This is a genomic window from Herbaspirillum lusitanum (genome assembly GCF_046025995.1).
Classification (GTDB): Bacteria; Pseudomonadota; Gammaproteobacteria; order Burkholderiales; family Burkholderiaceae_D; genus Herbaspirillum; species Herbaspirillum lusitanum_A.
Map to the genome: position 1 here is coordinate 39,340 of NZ_JAQQFM010000011.1, position 20,012 is coordinate 59,351.

A 20,012-nucleotide genomic window follows, 5' to 3' on the forward strand; every position below is an offset into this window, starting at 1 on the left:
GCTACATGGCCACGCAACAACAGCCAGTACGCGGCGTTACAATGGCATGACATGCATGTGACGCCGGCATAACAGAGGCATGACAGAAAGCTGACACGGCCCTGAGCACAGCAGTGGAAATACAGAAATGCGATAGCGCCGACGCCGGCCGGCAGACATGAAAGCGAGCCCACGAACTTTGGCGCGAGAGCCGCATCAGAACCTGGAATTGCGACAGGCTTTGCCCGGTCTCGCTGGCACAGCGCGCAGATGAAGTCGCCGTAATATCAGGATAAGATGCAACACCGGATGCAGCACCGCAGCAGCGTCGGCAAAGTACAGAGACAGCGATGCCGGCGGCGCAGAACATCAAGCCTTTGCAGGCCGCGACGAACAGCATGCAAGCGCGTTGCTCCCGCAGGCAATCAGGCAGAATTTTCGCTGTGAATTTTTTTCGATGTGAATTTTTTGTTTCGCATGTTCATCAACTCAAATCAATAAAGGAAACATATGCTACTCAAGGACAAAGTTGCGCTGATCACCGGCGCCGCCAGCGGCATCGGCAAGGAAATCGCCATCGAATACGCGAAACAGGGCGCCAAGGTTGTGATCGCCGACCTGGCGCTGGATGCAGCCAAGGCTGCCGCCGATGAAATCAGCAAGAGCGGCGGCACCGCGATGGCGGTCGCCATGAACGTCACCGACGAAGCGCAGGTCGATCAGGGCGTGGCCGAAGCGGTCAAGGCCTACGGCGGCATCGATGTGCTGATCAGCAATGCCGGCATTCAGATCATCAGCCCCATCGTCGACAGCACGCTGGACAACTGGCGCAAGATGCTGGCGATCCATCTGGACGGCGCCTACCTCACCACACGCGCCGCGATGCGCGCCATGGTCAAGGGCGGCAAGGGCGGCTCCATCATCTACATGGGCTCGGTGCACTCGCATGAAGCCTCGCCGCTGAAAGCGCCTTACGTCACCGCCAAGCACGGCCTGATCGGTCTGGCCAAGGTGGTCGCCAAAGAAGGCGCCAAGGACAAGATCCGCTCCAACGTCATCTGTCCCGGCTTCGTGCGCACGCCGCTGGTGGAAAAACAGATCCCAGAGCAAGCCAAGGAGTTGGGCATCAGCGAAGACGACGTGATCAAGAAAGTGATGCTGAAGGACACGGTCGACGGCGAGTTCACCACCACCCAGGACGTGGCGCAGACCGCCGTGTTCCTGGCGGCCTTCCCGACCAATGCCTTGACCGGTCAATCGGTGGTGGTCAGTCATGGCTGGTTCATGCAGTAAGCCGGGCCTGATGTCTCTGGAGAAAAGCCGCCCGAGAGGCGGCTTTTTCATGTCTGCGTAAATTACTCGAATCCGCTGATGGGCGCCGTGCGCTTATCCATCGCGGCAGTTGGCCGGCCGCATCAGAACTTCATCACATCCTGCCCGATCGCCCTGAAATCCTGCGGCGCCATGCCGTAAGTGCGATGGAAGGCGCGCGTGAAATCGGAGGCGCTGCTGAAGCACATGCCGTAGGCGATTTCCATCACGGGTGTACGCGGCAGCCGGATCAGCTCGTCGGCGGCTTCGCGCAAGCGGCAGTTGCGGATGTAGGTCGCCAGCCCGCCTTCGGCTTCGAACATGCGGTACAGACTGGGACGCGGAATCGGAAACACCTTCAGGATGCTTTCCGGCGACAGTTCCTTGTGATGCAGATTGGCTTCGATGTATTGCTTTACCTGCATCTGGATCGCCGCACGCACTGCGGCACGGGCGCCGCCCTCCAGCCGCTGCTGCTTCGAAAAAGCAGCGAGGATCAGATCGGCGCAAGTGAGGATGGCGTGCTGCGCTTCATCGGGCGGCAGATGCGGCAAGCGGTCGCACATGACTTGCAACTGATCGCACAGCAAACGTGTGAGCGGCGAGGTGTAGGCGACCACCGCGCCATGCAGTGCTTCGGGATCGGGAATCGCTGCCTCGACCCGCGCGCGCGGCATGAAGAAGGCCAGCACACGTGCGTAGCTCGGCCTCACCATGCGCATGGGCTGACCGAGGTCGAGCGCCAGAATGCCGGGCAGATACTGTGCCGACTTGCGCTGGCGGGCGCCATCGGTTGCTGTTTCCATGACGCCCTCCACCGCCACGTGGAATACGTAATCGCGTACGCTGTCGCGGGAGATGCGCGCGGTGGTGCGCGCCTGCACCAGCGGGTCGGTGCGGCTGTCGAGATAAACCATTTCTTTCAGCACATAGCTGTCGATCTCGCCGCGAAATCCATTCGCGCGTTGCGCGTGCGACACCGGGGTGTCAAGAATGCGGCTGACGTAATCGCTCCAGGCCGATGCCTGCATGTTGCGCGCTTCCTTGGCGACCGTGAAATGCTGGTGCAACACCAGCGGCGCAGCAGCCGGCTGGCCGGCGACGACGGTGGGATACGCATAGCGTTGCTTGTGCGCCTCGATCAGGCGCAGCACTTCTTCCGAATACTGTTTGGGCATGCGGTCTCAGCCCTTTCCGATACGGCGGGCCAACGATAGTGCGGCAAAGAAAATAAATTGCATCAAGCCCTTCCCCAGTGCTTTTGCTCAACGTCTGCTTCTGATGTTTTTTGCTTCTACTTTTGTTTTGCTTTTGTTCTGCCTTCGCAGGCCGGATAGCGGACCGATGAAATGGGCATCCGCAGCACCTTGATTTCCCCGTGGAAATATCGCAAAAAAGCAAAGCAACTATGCCGCTTCAGCAAAGCCCGATCTGAATTTGCGCGATGTCTCCCTCCTCTATCTTATCGGAGATTATTTTCAAAAAATGAGACGCGCAGTCAAGTCCGTGCAAATTTCACATGGAAAATAGCGCCTGCATTAAATTAAAAACAAGACCGGTTCCGACTGCACGGAAGAGGCAGGGGAAACCGGCCCCACGAATTCCAGGGGGAGTCTGCGATGAAGCTGAACTATCCGATCTTGCTCAAGACCTTCAGCGGACAGTTCTATCCGCGCGCTTATGTGAGTGCCATGTTTGCGCAAAAGGCCTCGGTGCTGCAGGTGCGGCAATCGCTTTTGCAGGGGGGCTACGATGAAAGTGAAATCGTGATCTTTCCCGCCGGTGAGATCATGGCGCAGATCTCCGCCGACCAGGCGCTGCCGCCGGCGGAAGGTATCGATGCATCCGTATTGCGCCGCTATCAGGCGCTGGCGCTCGACGGCCATTGCGGCCTGATGGTGTTTGCCTACACCGACGACGAGACCGAGCGCATCATGAAGGTCATCGGCCGCGGCGAGTATGGCTGCGCGTACAAGTATCTGCGCTTCTTTATCGAGGATCTGACGCCCTGAGGCGCCCCGGCATGGCGTCGCTCAGGCAGATCGGGTAAATCCAGCGAGTCAGGTCGATTCGCTGAAGCGCAGACGGTTGCCGAAGGGGTCGCTCAGCTCCAGCACCCGCCCCCATGGCAGATCCTGCACCGCAGGCTTGGCGTAACGATAGTCTTTTGCGCTGAGTTCCTGCTGCAGCTCATCCACGCCGGTCATCGGCACGAAGATGGCCGAACCGGGAGTGGCGTCGCCATGGTGCTCGCTCAGATGCAGCACCAGATCGGATCGCTTGATCTGCAGGTAGAGCGGAAAATTCTGTTCGAAACGATGTTCCCACTCCAGCGTGAAGCCAAGAAAATCGAGATAGAACTCGCGCGCCTTGTCTTCCGAGAAGATGCGGAGAATGGGGATGGCGCGATTCAGATGCATGGAATTTCCTCAATCAACTGCAGATGATATTGATGATGTGCGGTGATGTGCGGCGATGTGCGGAGACTGCGGAGCGGGCTCCGCTTACTTGCGCGCAGCAATCTTCTTGAGCACGTGCGCCGCCGCCACCAGACCGAAGGAAGCCGTGACCACCATGGCAGAGCCGAAGCCGGCGCAGTTGAGACCGGTGACGCCGGCTTGCGTGACCTCTTCAGCCGCACGCATATCGGCCGCGTCGCCGCCGATATCCATGTCGTCGGCGTCGGCCTCCTCGATCAGGCAGACTTCACCCTCCGCCATTTCCGGCAGACGCAGCGGCTCGGTCGAGAACACCGCATCGATGCCGAACTTGTTCTTGGTGCCGCGCGGAAAACGATGCTGCGCGCGCAGGCGCTTGCGCACCTTGGCCAGCAAGGGCTCCTGCTCGGTGCGGCACAGGTCGCGAATCTCGATCTGGGTCGGATCGATCTGGCCGCCGGCACCGCCCGAGGTCAGCAGCGGCACGCCATGCGCACGGCAATAGGCGATCAGGGCGACCTTGGCGCGCACATTGTCGATGGCGTCCATCACGTAATCGAAACGGCCCTCGCCTATCATTTCCGGGATGTTGTCTTCTGTCAGAAAATCTTCCACCTCGGTGACCACACAGGTCGGATTGATCTGCATGATGCGCTCGTGCAACGCAGTCACCTTGGCCTTGCCCAGGGTATCGGACAGCGCATGGATCTGACGGTTGACGTTGGATTCAGCCAGATTGTCGAGATCGATCATGGTGATGCGGCCGATGGCGCTGCGCGCCAGCGCTTCCACCACCCAGGAGCCGACGCCGCCGACGCCGATCACGCAGACGTGGGCCTTGCGAAAGTTCTGCAAGGCCTGTGCGCCGTACAGACGGGCGATGCCGCCGAAACGGCGGTCGAAGTCGATATCGTGCTCGATGGAAGCGGGTGTTGAAGCCGGCGCCTCGGAATGTGTCGTGATGCTCATCAAGATGCCCTGTCGGCAAAAAATGCAATGTCCGCATTATCTTAGCTTTGCGGCTGCGCTGCAGAAGCGGACGGCAGAATCAGACTGCAGACCAGTACAAAACGCGGCCGCCTCAAAATGCAAAAGGCCGCACCGGCGGTGCGACCTTCTTGTTGCCTGATACTTGTTGCTGCCGTCTGCGGAAAAATATCCGGCAGATCAAACCACCGCGCCGCCGGTTTCATCCTTGGGCTTGACCGGCTTGATCATGTCTTCGCGCTTCACACCCAGCCACATTGCAATCGCGGCGGCGACGAACACCGAAGAATAGATGCCGAACAGAATACCGATGGTCAGCGCCAGCGCAAAGTAATGCAGCGACGGGCCGCCGAAGATGAACATCGACAAGACCATCATTTCGGTGCTGCCGTGAGTGATGATGGTACGCGAGATGGTGCTGGTGATCGCGTGGTTCAGCACTTCCGGCGCGCTCAGTTTGCTGTAGCGGCGATCGCGGAAGGCTTCGCGCACGCGGTCGAACACCACCACCGATTCATTGACCGAGTAACCCAGCACGGCCAGCACCGCCGCCAGCACGGTCAGCGAGAACTCCCACTGGAAGAAGGCGAAGAAGCCGAGAATGATGATCACATCGTGCAAGTTGGCGATCACTGCCGCCACCGCGAATTTCCATTCAAAGCGGAAGGCCAGATAGATCACGATGCCGATCACCACCATCGCCAGCGCCATCAGGCCATCGTGCGCCAGTTCGTCGCCCACCTGCGGCCCGACGAACTCAACCCGCTGCACTTTCAGATCAGCGTCGTCGGTCTTGAGCGCAGTCGCCACCTTTTCGCTTTGCTGGGTGGCATTCACACCATGCTGCGCCGGCAGGCGGATCATCACGTCCTGCGCGGTGCCGAAGCTCTGCACCTGGGTGTCCTTGTAGCCCAGACCTTCGATCGACTTGCGTATCTTCTCCAGATCGGCCGGCTTGCTGTACGCCACTTCCATCACGGTGCCGCCGGTAAACTCGATCGAGAAATGCAAACCCTTGGTCAGCAGGAAGAACACTGCCGCGACAAATGTCAGCGCCGAAATCACGTTGAAAATCAACGCATGGCGCATGAACGGAATGTCTTTTTTAATCCGGAAAAATTCCATCACTATCCTTTCAGTGCAAAGCGGCGGGCCTTTTATGTGGCGCCGCCTTGCGGTGTCTGATCACTTACCTGACTGCTGCTCCGTTTGCTTGCGCTTATTTGCCGCGCTTGCTTGCAGGCGCCGACGGTGTTGCTGGTGCGGCAGGCGCAGCAGACTTGTCGCCGCTGGGCTTCCAGATCTGTCCGATGGCCAGGCTGGTCAGCTTTTTCTTGCGGCCGTACCAGAGGTTGACGATGCCGCGCGAGAAGAACACGGCCGAGAACATCGAGGTCAGGATGCCCAGGCAGTGCACCACCGCGAAACCGCGGATGGCGCCGGAACCGAAGATCAGCAGCGCCAGGCCGGCGATCAGTGTGGTCACGTTGGAGTCCAGAATGGTGGCCCAGGCGCGGTCGAAACCGATCGCAATCGCGGCCTGCGGCGAATTGCCGTTACGCAGTTCTTCGCGGATGCGCTCGTTGATCAGCACGTTGGAGTCGATCGCCATACCCAGCGCCAGCGCAATCGCCGCAATACCCGGCAGCGTCAGCGTGGCCTGCAGCGTCGACAGCACCGCGATCAGCAGCAGCACGTTGACCGACAAGGCCACCGCGCTGAAGAAACCGAACAACTGGTAGTAGACGATCATGAACACGGCCATCGCAGCGAAGCCGTACAGCGTCGCGTCGAAGCCCTTCCTGATATTGTCGGCGCCCAGTTGCGGGCCGATGGTGCGTTCCTCGATGATGTCCATCGGCGCCGCCAGCGAACCTGCACGCAGCAGCAGCGCCAGATCGCTCGAGGCTTCAGCCGAGCCCATGCCGGTGATCTGGAAGCGCGAACCCAGTTCGGAGCGAATCGTCGCCACGGTCAGCACTTCGCCCTTGCCCTTTTCGAACAGCACGATGGCCATCGCCTTGCCGACCTTTTCACGGGTCGCTTCACGCATCTTGCGGCCGCCGTCGCCGTTGAGGTCGATACTGACCGCAGGCTGATGGTTTTCGTCGAAGCTGGCCGAGGCGTTGGAAATGTAGTCGCCGGTCAGCACCGGATCCTTGTACAGCACCACCGGCGCATTCTTGCCGACCTTGAACAGTTCGGAACCGAATGGAATCGCCGACGACTCTTCAGTGCCGCGCGCCACGGTCTCGTCAACCATGCGCACTTCCAGCGTGGCGGTACGGCCGATGATGTCCTTGGCGCGCGAGACGTCCTGCACGCCCGGCAACTCGACCACGATGCGGTCGGCGCCCTGGCGCTGGATCAGCGGCTCGGCCACGCCCAGCTCATTGACGCGCTTGGACAGGGTCGAGATATTCTGTTTGACGCCGTCTTCCTGCGTTTGCTTCAGCGCTTCCGGACGCAAGGTGGCGACCAGCTTCAGGTCTTCGCCGCTGCCGGCGTCTGTCAATGCCATTTCCTGCAATTCAGCCAGCGCTGCCTTGGCCTTGTCGCGGGTATCGGTATCGCGGAACGCGACTTCGATGGCGTCGCCGTTGCGGGTGATGCCGTTATGACGGATGTTCTTGTCGCGCAGCAGGCTGCGCACGCTCGACTGCAGACCTTGCAGACGCTTGGCGGTCACAGCCTTGACGTCGACCTGCATCAGGAAGTGCACGCCGCCGCGCAAGTCCAGACCCAGATACATGGGGAAAGCGTGCAGGTTTTGCATCCATTGCGGCGTGTTCGGCAACAGATTGAAGGCGACGATGTAAGTCGGATCGCTGGGATCGGCGTTCAGTTTCTGCTCGAGCAAGGCCTTGGCCTTGAACTGCGCATCGGTGTTGGCAAAGCGCGCGCGCACCGAAGGCTGCGCCGCCGTGTTGTCGAATGCCATGCTCTCCGGAGCCAGATTGCCCTGTTGCAGGATCTGTTGCACGCGATCAACCAGATCGCTTTCCACCTTCAGGGTGGACTTGGCGCTGCTGATCTGCACGGCCGGCGATTCGCCGAAGAAGTTCGGCAGCGTATAAAGTACGCCGAACAGCAGGGCAATGACGATTAAGACGTACTTCCAGAGAGGATAACGATTCATATTGATTCAGCTTCTTGGATGGACATGCTCACACTGCAAAAAACAAAGAGATCAGAAACATGCAGCATGATCAGGCCGACGACCCCGCACCGGCATTCAGGCTGAATGCCGCGACGGTCGCGGGCTTGTAAAACACATGGGCGCATCGACGATGCGCCCATTGCAGCCGGAACCGGCAGATTACAGACCCTTCAGCGTGCCCTTTGGCAGCAGCGTGGTCACAGCGGCCTTCTGCACGACCATTTCATTGCCTTCGGAAACTTCGATGGTGATGTAAGCATCAGCCACCTTGACGATACGGCCCAGAACACCGCCCGACGTCACCACTTCATCGCCCTTGGCCAGCGCTTCCATCATGGACTTCTGTTCCTTCTGGCGCTTCATCTGAGGACGGATCATCAGGAAATACAGCACCACGAACATCAGGATGATAGGCAGGAAGCTGGTCAGGTTGCCCATCATGCCGGCCGGGCCTGCTGCTGCGGTTTGTGCGAATGCATCGGAAATAAACACGTGGCGCTCCAAAGGTTGTTAAAAAATAGCCCCGCATTTTAGCATTCTGCGAGCACTATCCCCGCAAATCGGGATGGCTTGCCGAACATCAAGGGCAGATCGGAGAAGAATCCGCTGCCGGTCAGCGCAGGATCGGGCTTTTTTACACCCGGACTTGTCAATCCGGCATCGTCACAAGCGCCTCAAACTTGTACAGTGGAAATTAATTACAAGAATGATGGAGACCTGCATGCTGCCCACCCACGCGCAGAGCTATGAACAGCTCTGCTCCGACTTTGCCTGGAACATCCCCGAGTACTACAACATCGGCGTCGACGTCTGCGACAAATGGGCCGAGCGCGATCCCGGCCGGCTGGCGCTGATCCACGTCGGGCGCGACGGCGCCAGCCGCGCATACAGCTTCGGCGAAATCAAGGAAGGCTCGGATAGCCTCGGCCGCATGCTGCTGGCGCTCGGCCTGGCACCGGGCGAGCGCATCGGCATCCTGCTGCCGCAGGCGCCGCAGACCGCCATGGCCCACGTCGCCTCCTACAAGATCGGCTGCATTGCGATCCCGCTGTTTGCGCTGTTCGGCAGCGAAGCGCTGGAATATCGCCTGCACAACAGCGGCGCCCGCGTGGTGATCACCAATGCCGACGGCGCCGCCAAGCTGGCTGCCATCCGCGAACGTCTGCCGCAACTGCGGGCGGTGTTCAGCATCGACGGCGCCGGCCCGGGCGTGCAGGATCTGCAGCAGGCGATGGCGCAGCACCCGGCCGACCTGACGCCGCTCAGGACCCGCGCCGACGATCCGGCCGTGATCATCTATACCTCCGGCACCACCGGTCAGCCCAAGGGTGCGCTACACGCGCACCGCGTGTTGCTGGGCCATCTGCCGGGCATCGAGATGTCGCATAATTTTTTTCCATTCGAAGGCGATCGCATCTGGACCCCGGCCGACTGGGCCTGGATCGGCGGCCTGCTGGATGTGCTGCTGCCGGCTTGGCACCACGGCGTGGCGGTGGTGGCGCATCGTTTCGAAAAATTCACCGGGGAGGCGGCGTTTCAGTTGCTGCAGGATCAGGGCGTACGCAATACCTTCCTGCCACCGACCGCCCTGAAAATGATGCGCACCGTCGCCGAGCCTGAACGGCGCTGGCGCTTCCGGCTGCGCTCGGTCGCCAGCGGCGGCGAGTCATTGGGCACGGAGTTGCTGGACTGGGGCCGCAAGACCTTCGGCCTCACCATCAACGAGTTCTACGGCCAGACCGAATGCAATATGACGATCTCCGCCAACGCTGCCGTGATGAACACGCAGGCCGGCGCCATCGGCCGCGCTGCGCCGGGCCACACGCTGGCGATCGTCGACGATCAGGGCGCGGTGCTGCCGCCCGGTGCGCAGGGCAACATCGGCGTGCAACGGCCGGACCCGGTCATGTTTCTTCAGTACTGGAAAAATCCTGAGGCCACCGCCGCCAAGTTTGCCGGCGACTGGTTGCTGACCGGAGATACCGGCGTGATGGGCGAGGCCGGCTATATCCGCTTCGTCGGCCGCGATGACGACGTGATCACTTCAGCCGGCTATCGCATCGGGCCGGGCGAGATCGAAGACAATCTGCTGCAGCATCCGGCGGTGAAGATGGCGGCGGTGGTGGGTGCGCCGGATGCCGAGCGTACCGAGATCGTGGTGGCCATTGTGGTGCTGAATCAGGGTTTTGTTGCGGGCGATGAGTTGAAGCAGGAGATTCAGCAGCATGTGAAAACGCAGCTGGCGGCGCATGAGTATCCGCGCGAGGTGTATTTTGTGGAGGAGTTGCCGATGACGACCACCGGGAAGGTGATTCGGCGGCAGTTGAGGGATTTGGTGAGCGGGTGGAGGAAGGGTTGATGCTTTGATGCTTTGATGCTTTGATGCTTTGATGCTTTGATGCGTTGATGCGTTGATGCGTTGATGCGTTGATGCGTTGATGCGTTGATGCGTTGATGCTTTGATGCTTTGATGCTTTGATGCTTTGATGCTTTGATGCTTTGATGCTTTGATGCTTTGATGCTTTGATGCTTTGATGCTTTGATGCTTTGATGCTTTGATGCTTTGATGCGTTGATGCTTTGATGCGTTGATGCGTTGATGCGTTGATGCGTTGATGTATTGATGCTTTGCTTGTTTGTCGCTGTGGCTTGATCTTGCTGTCTGCTTGCTTTGATTGATTTTGTTTTTTCTTCGGGCGGAGGGGAGCGCCGGGGGTAGCCCGGCAGCTACTCACTTTTCTTGCTTCGCCAAGAAAAGTAAGCAAAAGAAGGCGACCCCGAAGACTTGCCCTGCGGGTTCCCGGTGCTGTGGAGCAAAAAATGGGAAGTGAAACAAACTCGCTGCGCTCAGACAAGTTTCACTTCTGATCCATTTTCTGCACCACATCACCGGCTGCGTCCCCACGGGGAATTCTTTTAACCGCCTCGCCTTCGGCCTCGGGATTTTTACTCGCCGTCGGCTTCGTTCTGTTTTCTTCTCGCCTACGGCTTCGGTGTTTTTGTTTGCTGACTTGCGGCGTCGTAATTCGCTGCTATGGCGCCTATGATCAGAGACCTTGAATATCCTCTCACCCGTTCGGGCTACCTCCATATCAATGCCAGTGCATGGCACACAAATGAAAATGCCGTTCAGTCTTGACTGAACGGCATTGGCTGATGATGCTGGTTTCTTTGATCCGCTACACAATCCTGACTTCGGACTGCGAGAAAACTCTCAGGCGCCGCGTGCGCGGTCTTCTTTGAACTTGGTGACGAAGGGCTGGAATTGCCCGGCGTCGATGGCGTCGCGCATTCCTTGCATCAGTTCCAGGTAGTAGTGCAGGTTGTGGATGGTATTGAGGCGGGCGCCGAGGATTTCGCCGGTGCGGTGCAGGTGGTGCAGGTAGGCGCGCGAGAAGTTCTTGCAGGCGTAGCAGCCGCAGGTTTCGTCCAGCGGCTTGGTGTCGTCCTTGTATTTGGCGTTCTTGATCTTGATGTCGCCGAAACGGGTGAACAGCCAGCCGTTGCGCGCGTTGCGGGTCGGCATCACGCAGTCGAACATGTCGACGCCGTTGGCGACGCCGGCCACCAGATCTTCCGGCGTGCCCACGCCCATCAGGTAGTGCGGCTTGTCGGCAGGCAGACGCGGGCCTACGTGTTCCAGCACGCGCATCATGTCTTCCTTGGGCTCGCCGACCGAGAGACCGCCGATGGCGATGCCGTCGAAACCGAGTTCGTTCAGGCCGGCCAGCGATTCGTCGCGCAGGTCTTCGTACATGCCGCCCTGCACGATGCCGAACAGCGCGTTCGGATTTTCGCCTTGATCGAATTCATCCTTGGATCGCTTGGCCCAGCGCAGCGACATGCGCATCGATTTGCCGGCTTCTTCGCGCGTGGCGGCGCGGCCGTCGATTTCATAAGGCGTGCATTCGTCGAACTGCATCACGATGTCGGAGTTCAGCACGCGCTGAATCTGCATTGAAATCTCGGGCGAGAGAAACAGCTTGTCACCGTTGATCGGCGAGGCGAAGTGCACGCCCTCTTCCGTGATCTTGCGCATCTCGCCCAGCGAAAACACCTGAAAACCGCCGGAGTCGGTCAGGATGGGCTTGTCCCAGCCCATGAAGGCATGCAGGCCGCCGAACTTGGACACCACCTCCAGACCCGGGCGCAGCCACAGGTGGAAGGTGTTGCCGAGGATGATCTGGGCATCGATTTCCTTGAGCTCCAGCGGCGACATCGCCTTGACCGAGCCATAGGTGCCGACCGGCATGAAGATCGGCGTTTCGACCGTGCCATGGTTCAGTTTGACGCGGCCGCGGCGAGCTTTGCCGTCGGTCTTGAGCAGAGTAAATTCGAGCATGATGGTCTTAACGGTTCTGGGACAGGTTCTGGGTCTGAATCTGGATCACTGACGGCTCAGCAGCATGGCATCGCCATAGCTGAAGAAACGGTATTGCCGGCGGATCGCATGGGCGTAAGCCGCGCGGATGTTGTCGTAACCGGCAAAGGCGGACACCAGCATCAGCAGCGTCGACTTCGGCAGGTGGAAATTGGTAATCAGGCGATCCACACTCTTGAAGGTATACCCGGGCGTGATGAACAGTCTGGTGTCGGCGCTGCCGGCTTGCAGGCGGCCGGATTGCGAACCGGACTCCAGCGCGCGCATGCTGGTGGTGCCGACCGCCACCACTTTGTGGCCGGCCGCGCGCGTGGCGTGCACCGCATCCACCGTGGCTTGCGAGATGGTGTACCACTCGCTGTGCATCTGATGTTCGGACAGGTCTTCCACGCGCACCGGCTGGAAGGTCCCGGCGCCCACATGCAGCGTCACGAAAGCCTGTTGTACGCCGCGTTGCGCCAGTTGCGCCAGCAGTTCCTGATCGAAATGCAGGCCTGCAGTAGGCGCAGCAACCGCGCCCGGTTCTTTGGCGTACACGGTCTGATAACGGGTTTCGTCGTAGGCGTCGGCGGCGTGATCGATGTAGGGAGGCAAGGGCAGACTGCCGTATTGCTCCAGCAAGGCGAACACGTCGGAGGGAAACTTCAGCGTGAAAAATTCACCGGCGCGTTCGCCGACGATGACGTCGAAGGCATCGGCCAGACGGATGCGGGTGCCGGCCGGCGGCGACTTGGAGGCGCGCACTTGTGCCAGCACGGTATGCGTATCCAGCACGCGCTCGACCAGCGCTTCGATCTTGCCGCCGGTTTCCTTGACGCCGAAGAAGCGCGCCTTGAGCACACGGGTGTCGTTGAAGACCAGCAGATCGCCGGGATTGAGCAGTTCAAGAATGTCGCTGAAGCGACGGTCGCTCAGCTGTGCGCCGTCCACTTGCAACAGGCGCGAGCCGCTGCGCTCGGTCAGCGGCGTCTGCGCGATCAGCTCGGGGGGCAGTTCGAAATCGAAATCGGAAAGAGAGTACATGCTTGCAAAAAGGGAAATTCGCGGCGCCGTCATGTGTTTTACTGTAATTAAACACAGTAAAATAGCGCCCAACCCGCTATTTTACGCTGTCGCCGTCGTTTACCCCTATCCATAATCTGATAGCGTGCAGTGGCGCGCAGCAAAGCAAGCCGGCATCAGCGTTGCCGCTGCCGTATGAAGCAAGCTTTGCCGCCCCGATCAACCGAGCAATTTGTGCCGCGTTTTGCCCTCCAGAGTTTTCGACCAGACCCGCATGCCCGTCACCAGAAAAAAATCGCCCGCCGACGCCGACACGCCAGCCGCTGACGCTACTAAAGCCACTGTGGCCACTAAGGCCGCCAAGGATGGCAAAGCGCGCAGCAAGCCTGCCAAACCTGCAGCGAGTCGCGGCGTCGTCACCAGCGAGAACAAGCTGGCCAAGCTGGGCCTGCATACCGACATGGATCTGGTGCTGCATCTGCCGCTGCGCTATGAAGACGAAACCACGGTGATGAGTATCCACGACGCCAGCCTGCGCGGTTTGCAGATGGTGCAGGTGGAAGGCCATGTCAGCGCCTGCGATATTCAATACCGCCCACGCCGGCAGTTGGTGGTGACGGTGGCCGACGACAGCGGCCAGCTGGTGATGCGCTTTCTCAATTTCTACGGCAGCCAGGCCAAGCAACTGGCCGAAGGCACGCGCGTGCGGGTGCGCGGCGAATTGCGCCACGGTTTTTTCGGCGCCGAGATGGTCCACCCTCAATATAAAGTGGTGCTGGAAGGCGCCCCGCTGCCGGATGCGCTGACGCCGGTCTACCCGGCCGGCGAAGGTTTGTCGCAAGCCTATCTGCGCAAGGCCATCGCCAATGCGCTCACACGTATTGACCTGCACGACACGCTGCCGGCCTCGCTGCTCAATTCGCTCAAGCTGAACAACTTTGAGGAGGCGGTGCGCCTGCTGCACAATCCGCCGCCGCAGGTCGACGAACATGCGCTGGCGGAAAAATCGCATCCGGCCTGGATCCGCATGAAGTTCGACGAGCTGCTGGCGCAGCAGCTGTCGCTCAAGCGCGCGCAGGAAGCGCGCCGCGCCAAGAGTGCGCGCGCCTTGCCGGTCACCGGCTCGGTGACCGAAGGCTTGCTCAAACTGCTGCCGTTCAGCCTGACCGATGCCCAGCAGCGCGTGCTGGAAGAAATCCGCTCCGACCTGCGCCAGTCCTTCCCCATGCAGCGCCTGCTGCAAGGCGACGTCGGTAGCGGCAAGACCGTGGTGGCGGCGCTGGCGGCAGCCCAAGCCATCGACAGCGGCTTTCAGGCGGTGCTGATGGCGCCGACCGAAATTCTGGCGGAGCAGCATTTCCGCAAGATCGCAGCCTGGATGGAGCCCTTGCAGATCGGCGTGGCCTGGCTCTCCGGCAGCCAGAAAAAGAAAGAGAAAACCGAATCGCTGGCGCACATAGAGTCGGGCGCGGCGCGGCTGGTGATTGGCACCCACGCGCTGATTCAGGACACGGTGCAGTTCGACAATCTGGGACTGGTGATCGTCGATGAACAGCATCGCTTCGGCGTCGGCCAGCGTCTGGCCTTGCGCAACAAGAGCCTGAAACCGGGCATGGCAACGCCGCCCGGCAGCGCCGCTCAGGCGCAGCAACAAACGGTGCCGCATCAGCTGATGATGTCGGCTACGCCGATTCCACGCACGCTGGCGATGACCTATTACGCCGACCTTGAAGTGTCGGTGATCGACCAGCTGCCGCCCGGCCGCTCGCCCATCGTCACGCGTGTGATCGATCAGAACCGGCGCGAGGAAGTGATCGAGCGCGTGCATGCAGCAGCACTGGAAGGCAAACAGATTTACTGGGTCTGCCCGCTGATCGAAGAATCCGAAGCGCTGCAACTGCAGACCGCCACCGACACCCATGCCACGCTGTCGGCAGCCCTGCCCGGCCTGAACATCGGCCTGGTGCACGGCCGGCTCAAGCCGGTCGAAAAACAGATCGTGATGGAAGGCTTCAGCCGCGGCGCGATTCATGTGCTGGTGGCGACCACCGTGATCGAAGTCGGCGTCGACGTGCCCAATGCTTCGCTGATGGTGATCGAACACTCCGAACGTTTCGGCCTTTCGCAATTGCACCAGTTGCGCGGCCGGGTCGGGCGCGGCTCCGCCGCCAGCGTCTGTCTGCTGCTGTATCAGGGGCCGCTGGGCGGCACCGCCAAGCAGCGCCTGATGACCATGCGCGAAACCACCGACGGCTTTGAAATCGCCCGCCGCGATCTCGACATCCGCGGCCCCGGCGAATTTTTGGGCGCGCGCCAGTCGGGTGAAGCCATGCTGCGCTTTGCCGATCTGGCCACCGACCAATGGCTGATCGAACCGGCGCAGGAAGCGGCCCAGATGCTGCTGCATAACGCACCTGAAATCGTGGATCGCCATCTGGCGCGCTGGCTGGCCGGACGAGAAGATTTTCTGCGGGTGTGATGCTGTTGACGTCATTGATATGGCCGCATGCAGCGGCACCGCAAAGATAGCGCTGATAAATCCACGATCACCTGTTGATACATGCGGCCCCGCTCGCCGGCAGCCGGACCTTTTAAAAACGGAGCACCGATGTCCAGCATTGCCCATCCGGACTCACACGATTCCGCAGAATCACTGCGTAACGCCGTCAGCCTGCAAACCAGCCGCATGCGTGTGCTGCTCGGGCTACTGCAAGGTCTGAGCTTGTATCTGCTGTACTTCAGCTGGGCCGAAAAAGCCTGGCCCGCCACGTCGCCCCAACTATTCGTGCCGCTGACCATGCTGGCCCTGTTTTTACCGCCGGTGCTGATCACCGCATCGGGCCATCTGTCGCGCCGCAATCTGTTGCTCTGGGGCGTGGGACTGGCGCTGTTGTTACTGGCGCTGGGCGGCTACGATGCCTGGCGCAACAGTCTGAACATCGACGCCCTGTTGTCTGATATCGCCCAGGCTGCTGCGCCTGGAAACGACGACGGCGGCCGCCGGTTCCCATCCCCGGCGCTGGTGGGTTTCAGCGCAATCGGACTGTTCATTGCACAAGCCATGCTGCTGGCCGGCGATGCTGAAAGAAAGCGCATCGCCAGTTATGGCAGCTACTTCGAATTCGCCTGGAAGCTGATGGTGCAGTTGCTGTTTGCCACGCTGTTCACCGGCCTGATGTGGGCCGTGCTGTACATCAGCGAGGCGCTGTTTTCCCTGATCAGGCTGCGCCAGATCGGCGAACTGCTGGGTAAAAGCTGGTTCAATATTCCCGTCACCACGCTGGCGTTTTCCTTCGCCCTGCATCTGAGCGACGCCCGTCCGCAAATCGTGGCCGGCATTCGCCGTCTGCTGCTGACCCTGCTGTCCTGGCTGCTGCCGCTGGCGACGCTGGTGATCTGCGGCTTTCTCGCCAGCATCGTGGCGACCGGCCTGCAACCGCTGTGGGGCACCGGCCATGCTTCGTATGTATTGCTGGGCGCCACCGCCATGCTGATTCTGCTGATCAATACGGTATTTCAGGATGGCCGGCAACTGGCCCCGATGCAAAAATTCAGTGCCACCGAAACCAACGGAGCGGCACCGCACACCAATCGCCTGCTCCGCCTGTGCTGCGCGCTGGCCTGCCTGCTGCCCTTGCCCCTGGTTGCCATCGCCGCCTATTCGATGAGCTTGCGTGTCGCCGATTACGGCTGGTCCGTCAGTCGCATCGCAGGCGCCACCTGCATTCTGATCGCCGCCATGTACGCCGTCGGCTATGCGCTCGCAGCCTTGCGCCGTGCTCAACACCTCAGGCTGATCGCCACCACCAATATCGCCACCAGCCTGCTGATTCTGCTGGCCCTGGCCGGCCTGTTTTCGCCGCTGCTGGATCCGGCCCGGATCGCCGTCAACAGCCAGCTGCGGCGCCTCGCCAATACGGCGACCGAAGTCAGCCGTTTCGACTTTACCTTTCTGCGTTTCGACAGCGCACGCTTCGGCCGCCAGGCTTTGCTGGCGTTGGCGCAGAACAAGGATAGCGGCGATGCGCGCAGCGACAGCATTCGCTCCGAAGCGCTAAAACTATTGCGCACCCGGCAACGCTGGGAGAGTCCGGATCGCCATCAGACCAGGCTGACCGCAGCCGAACTGCGCGCTGGCATCCGTGTGCATCCGCAACAGCGCAGCCTGCCCGATGACTTTCTCAATCAGGACTGGAATGCATCGGAACGTCGCTGGCAATTGCCGCCCTGCCTGATCAGTCGCGGCAGGCAGTGTGATGCCTACTTCATTCGCCCGGAAGCCGGCGCCGCCGAACAACTGCTGATGACGGATACCTTGTCGGCTCCGACGCTGATGGCGCGCTCATCGACCGGGCAATGGGAATATCAGGGGCGTCTTGCGGTACGCGGGACATGTCGTGAGGAATTGCTGCGCGCAGCCGCCGAAGGCAGCTTGCAATGGCAGCCGCCCCCGCAGCGCGACGCAATCATCAACGGCGCGCGAGTCACAGTGCAAAGGCTGGGTGAAGACGTATCCGAGTGCCCGAAACCGGCGGCGGCAAAATAAGCTATAGTCATCGAAATCCGCTTTTGTAGGCCAGCATGACACTCACAGAACTCAAATACATCGTCGCCGTCGCCCGCGAAAAACATTTCGGCCATGCCGCCGAAGCCTGCTTTGTCGCTCAACCGACGCTGTCGGTCGCGATCAAGAAGCTGGAAGACGAACTCGGCGTGGTGATTTTCGAACGCGGCGGCACTGAAGTTTCAGTCACGCCGCTGGGCGCGCAAATCGTGGCGCAAGCCGAGCGTGTGCTGGAACAGACCGCCGCCATCAAGGAAATCGCCAATCAGAACAAGGACCCGCTGTCGGGCCCTTTGCGTCTCGGCATCATCTACACCATCGGACCTTATCTGCTGCCCTCCCTGGTCAAGACCATGATCGATACGGTGCCGCAGATGCCGCTGATCCTGCAGGAAAATTTCACCACGCGCCTGATCGAGCTGTTGCGTCAGGGCGAGCTGGATGCGGCGATCATGGCGCTGCCGTTCCCGGAACATGGTCTGAACGTGCTGCCGCTGTACGACGAGGAATTCGTGGTGGCGCTGCCGCGTCATCACAAATGGGCGGACAAAAAGGAAATCGATGCCAAGGATCTGAAGACCGAAACCATGCTGTTGCTGGGCAACGGCCACTGTTTCCGCGATCAGGTGCTGGAAGTGTGTCCGGAAATGTCGCGCTTCTCGACCACCGGCGACGGCATCGCGCGCACTTTCGAAGGCTCCTCGCTGGAAACCATACGCCATATGGTGTCGTCCGGCATCGGCGTCACCGTGCTGCCCAAGGCGTCCATTCCCGACATGAACGCCAAGGAAGGCATGGTGCGTTATGTTCCCTTCGTGGCGCCGGCGCCTTCGCGCCGCGTGGTGATCGCCTGGCGCAAGAGCTTCACCCGTCAGGCCGCCATCGACACCATCCATCAAGCCGTATTGGCCTGCAATTTGCAAGGCGTCGACATGCTGAACGCTACGGAAACATTGGCTGGCTGATTATTCTTCAGCCACAGCGCAGCCGCGGCGTGCCGCGAGATTCTCTGCATTTCTCCTGGATTGACTGGTCTGCGCAGCATTGCGCGGACTGCTGATCCGCGCCCGGGGCAGACTCGGGCATGGCGCTTCTCAGGCTCTCACACTCAATTCTGCAGCTTGAGTCCGGCCCAGAATTGATGGTCGGCGGTGAAGGATTGCTGCAGCCAGTCGGCGAAGGCAAGACTGTTTTCATCGAGTTCACTGTCCTGCGGGTGCAGCATCCAGTAGTGCTCGGCCAGCGGCAATGTCTGGCGCGCCAGCACGATCAATCTTCCTTGCCGGATATCTTCCACCGCCAGCGAAGCGCGCGCCAGCGCCACCCCCTGCCCGGCCACTGCGGCATCAATCGCAGCGCTGTCATGACTGAACAAGACGCCATGCTCGGCCGCGCGCGCATCGCTGCTGCTGCCGTAACGCGCCAGCCAGTTTTCCCAGGGCGCGCGCTCGCCTGCATGCAGCAGGGGATGGCGCAAGATACCGGCGACGCTGTCCGCTTCGCTGAGGGCTGAAGCCGGAGCCGGAGCCGGAGCCAGCGCCGGCGCCGCCACCGGCAAGAGAAACTCCTGCGCCAGCTGATGTTTGGCGAGACCCGGCCACATGCCCGCACCGTAGCGAATGGCGATATCGATGTCGGCGCGGATGAAATTGGCGCGCTGCTCGCGCTGCTCCACCCGCATCTCCAGATCCGGATGTTGCGCAGAAAATGAACCCAGGCGTGGCACCAGCCACTTGGCGGCAAAATTGGGCGAAGTCGACACGGCCAGACGCTTGCGCGTACGCTGCTCGTGCAGATGGCGGGTGCCGATCTCGATGCGGTCAAAAGCGTCGGCGACCACTTTCATGTACGAAGCGCCGGCCGGCGTCAGCCGCAATTGATTGGCGAGGCGCTCGAACAGCGGCAGGCCTATCGATTCTTCCAGCGCCTTGACCTGATGGCTGACCGCGCCCTGCGTCACGCACAGCTCTTGCGCGGCCTGCGTGAAGCTGCGCAGACGTGCTGAGGCTTCAAAGGCGCGCAGCGCGTTAAGAGAGGGCAATTTACGCGCTTTCATACCGTATGAGAAAAATTGGGGCCAGGCCGAGAAAAGATGGTTTGCATTAAAACATTGCAAAATTTACCATAAATAGAAATCAAACTATTGTCTTTTCGATAATTCCTTCTCGCATCAATGAGATCCGACAAAACT

General features: G+C 60.5%; 15 protein-coding genes. 6 read left to right on the forward strand and 9 right to left on the reverse strand.

The features are described 5' to 3' along the window. Positions 1-489 precede the first annotated feature (489 nt). On the forward strand, positions 490-1,272 hold the full coding sequence (locus PQR62_RS21865) for a 3-hydroxybutyrate dehydrogenase (RefSeq protein WP_408160160.1): 783 nt from the start codon (positions 490-492) through the stop codon (positions 1,270-1,272). A gap of 122 nt (positions 1,273-1,394) precedes the next feature. Here the strand turns inward: PQR62_RS21865 and PQR62_RS21870 are convergent, their stop codons facing one another. Next, entirely contained in the window at positions 1,395-2,468 is a 1,074-nt protein-coding gene (locus tag PQR62_RS21870; protein WP_408160161.1) for a helix-turn-helix domain-containing protein, read from the reverse strand. Between the two features lie 441 nt (positions 2,469-2,909). Here PQR62_RS21870 and PQR62_RS21875 point away from each other — a divergent pair, with 441 nt between their 5' ends. After that, positions 2,910-3,302 (forward strand): hypothetical protein, encoded by a 393-nt coding sequence (locus PQR62_RS21875; RefSeq protein WP_408160162.1) that lies wholly within the window; start codon positions 2,910-2,912, stop codon positions 3,300-3,302. Between the two features lie 48 nt (positions 3,303-3,350). Here the strand turns inward: PQR62_RS21875 and PQR62_RS21880 are convergent, their stop codons facing one another. The 5 genes from PQR62_RS21880 to yajC all read right to left on the reverse strand — a co-directional run bounded on the left by PQR62_RS21880 (position 3,351) and on the right by yajC (position 8,367). After that, positions 3,351-3,710: a glyoxalase superfamily protein gene (locus tag PQR62_RS21880; RefSeq protein ID WP_408160163.1), complete on the reverse strand. Its 360-nt coding sequence runs from the start codon at positions 3,708-3,710 to the stop codon at positions 3,351-3,353. An 84-nt stretch (positions 3,711-3,794) separates the two neighbouring features. Next, the gene (locus tag PQR62_RS21885) at positions 3,795-4,697 is read right to left on the reverse strand and encodes a tRNA threonylcarbamoyladenosine dehydratase (RefSeq protein ID WP_408160164.1); all 903 of its coding nucleotides are present in this window, start codon (positions 4,695-4,697) and stop codon (positions 3,795-3,797) included. A 198-nt stretch (positions 4,698-4,895) separates the two neighbouring features. Next, entirely contained in the window at positions 4,896-5,840 is a 945-nt protein-coding gene (gene secF / locus PQR62_RS21890; RefSeq protein ID WP_408160165.1) for a protein translocase subunit SecF, read from the reverse strand. A gap of 94 nt (positions 5,841-5,934) precedes the next feature. Further along, complete coding sequence (gene secD / locus PQR62_RS21895) at positions 5,935-7,854, reverse strand: protein translocase subunit SecD (protein ID WP_408160166.1); 1,920 nt, start codon at positions 7,852-7,854, stop codon at positions 5,935-5,937. Positions 7,855-8,034: 180 nt separating this feature from the next. Further along, a complete protein-coding gene (gene yajC / locus PQR62_RS21900; protein ID WP_408160167.1) occupies positions 8,035-8,367 on the reverse strand; it encodes a preprotein translocase subunit YajC in 333 nt (110 codons plus the stop codon). 229 nt (positions 8,368-8,596) lie between these two features. Here yajC and PQR62_RS21905 point away from each other — a divergent pair, with 229 nt between their 5' ends. Then, positions 8,597-10,234: an acyl-CoA synthetase gene (locus PQR62_RS21905; RefSeq protein ID WP_408160168.1), complete on the forward strand. Its 1,638-nt coding sequence runs from the start codon at positions 8,597-8,599 to the stop codon at positions 10,232-10,234. Positions 10,235-11,088: 854 nt separating this feature from the next. On the opposite strand, the gene tgt is transcribed toward PQR62_RS21905, so the two are convergent. Both tgt and queA read right to left on the reverse strand, forming a co-directional pair. Beyond that, entirely contained in the window at positions 11,089-12,216 is a 1,128-nt protein-coding gene (tgt, locus tag PQR62_RS21910) for a tRNA guanosine(34) transglycosylase Tgt (protein WP_408160169.1), read from the reverse strand. A 45-nt stretch (positions 12,217-12,261) separates the two neighbouring features. Next, a complete protein-coding gene (gene queA / locus PQR62_RS21915; protein WP_408160170.1) occupies positions 12,262-13,278 on the reverse strand; it encodes a tRNA preQ1(34) S-adenosylmethionine ribosyltransferase-isomerase QueA in 1,017 nt (338 codons plus the stop codon). A 253-nt stretch (positions 13,279-13,531) separates the two neighbouring features. Here queA and recG point away from each other — a divergent pair, with 253 nt between their 5' ends. From recG to PQR62_RS21930, 3 genes are all read left to right on the forward strand, one after another. Continuing rightward, positions 13,532-15,736 carry an ATP-dependent DNA helicase RecG gene (recG, locus tag PQR62_RS21920; protein ID WP_408160171.1) on the forward strand — a complete coding sequence of 735 codons (2,205 nt, stop codon included), beginning with the start codon at positions 13,532-13,534 and terminating at the stop codon, positions 15,734-15,736. 129 nt (positions 15,737-15,865) lie between these two features. Beyond that, positions 15,866-17,803 (forward strand): DUF4153 domain-containing protein, encoded by a 1,938-nt coding sequence (locus PQR62_RS21925; protein WP_408160172.1) that lies wholly within the window; start codon positions 15,866-15,868, stop codon positions 17,801-17,803. Positions 17,804-17,838: 35 nt separating this feature from the next. Beyond that, positions 17,839-18,786 carry a LysR substrate-binding domain-containing protein gene (locus PQR62_RS21930; protein ID WP_408160173.1) on the forward strand — a complete coding sequence of 316 codons (948 nt, stop codon included), beginning with the start codon at positions 17,839-17,841 and terminating at the stop codon, positions 18,784-18,786. A gap of 143 nt (positions 18,787-18,929) precedes the next feature. Here PQR62_RS21930 and gcvA read toward each other — a convergent pair whose 3' ends face one another. Then, positions 18,930-19,877, reverse strand: a complete 948-nt coding sequence (gene gcvA / locus PQR62_RS21935) for a transcriptional regulator GcvA (protein ID WP_408160174.1) — start codon at positions 19,875-19,877, stop codon at positions 18,930-18,932. Positions 19,878-20,012: the final 135 nt, after the last annotated feature.